This is a genomic window from Streptomyces sp. NPDC013455, from assembly GCF_040632975.1.
Classification (GTDB): domain Bacteria; phylum Actinomycetota; class Actinomycetes; order Streptomycetales; family Streptomycetaceae; genus Streptomyces.
The window spans coordinates 1-1,137 of sequence record NZ_JBEYCX010000086.1; the positions used below are offsets into that span (position 1 = coordinate 1).

At 72.0% G+C, this 1,137-nt stretch carries 1 protein-coding gene; it reads left to right on the forward strand.

From position 1 onward, the window contains the following. Nucleotides 1-1,137, forward strand: a 1,137-nt coding sequence (locus ABZ576_RS34415; RefSeq protein ID WP_360750084.1) for an MDR/SDR family oxidoreductase, incomplete at both ends; no start/stop codon positions are given.

Below are 1,137 nucleotides of genomic sequence, written 5' to 3' on the forward strand. Positions count from 1 at the left end.
GTGGGGGACCGGGTGTTCGGGGTGTTCGGGGATGCGTTCGCTGCGGTGGTGGTGGCCGAGGCGAGGCTGCTGGCGCGGATGCCGCGGGGGTGGTCGTTTGCTCAGGCGGCGTCGGTGCCGGTGGTGTTCGCCACCGCCTACATGGGTCTGGTCGATCTGGCGGGCGTCAGGGCCGGTGAGCGGGTCCTGGTCCATGCGGCGGCGGGCGGGGTGGGGATGGCGGCGGTGCAGCTGGCCCGTCATCTGGGGGCGCAGGTGTATGCCACCGCCAGCGAATCCAAGTGGGACCAGGTCCACGCCCTCGGTGTCCCTTTGGAGAACATCGCATCGTCCAGGACGCCCGAGTTCGAGGCACGTTTCACCCAGGCCACCGGCCGGGACGGAGAGCCGACCGGCGGAGGCGGGGAGTTGGGTGGCGGGGGTGGCGAGCCGGGTAACGGGGGCGGGGAGCCGGGTGACGGGGAGCCGGGTGGCGGTGGTGGGGGTGGGATGGATGTGGTGTTGAACTGTCTGACCGGTCCGTTGCTGGAGGCTTCGCTGCGTTTGTGTTCGCGGCGGGGGGGACGGTTTCTGGAACTGGGCAAGACCGAGATCCGTGATGGTGAGGAGGTGGCCCGCGCGTATCCGGGGGTCGTCTACCGGGCGTATGACCTGATGGACGCGGGTCCCGCCCGGGTCGGGGAGATCCTGCACATCCTGCTCGACTGGTTCCGCCAGGGCGTGCTGCAACCGGTGCCGGTCACCGTGTGGGACGTGCGTCAGGTGCGGCAGACCCTGCGGGCGATGCAGTCCGGGCGCACGGTCGGCAAGAACGTCCTGACGCTGCCCGCCGCTCTCAACCCCGACCACACCGTCCTGATCACCGGTGGCACCGGCACCCTGGGCTCGGCCGTCGCCCGCCACCTCGTCACCACCCACCACGCCCGCCACCTGGTCCTGGCCAGCAGGCGCGGCCCCGACGCCCCCGGAGCCGACGCCCTCACCGCCGAACTCACCGCCGCCGGCGCATCGGTCACAGTCGAAGCCTGCGATGTCGCCGACGGGGAGGCGCTGGCCGGACTGCTGGACCGTATCCCCGCCGACCGGCCGTTGACGGCCGTCGTCCACACCGCCGGGGTCCTGGACGACGCGACCGTC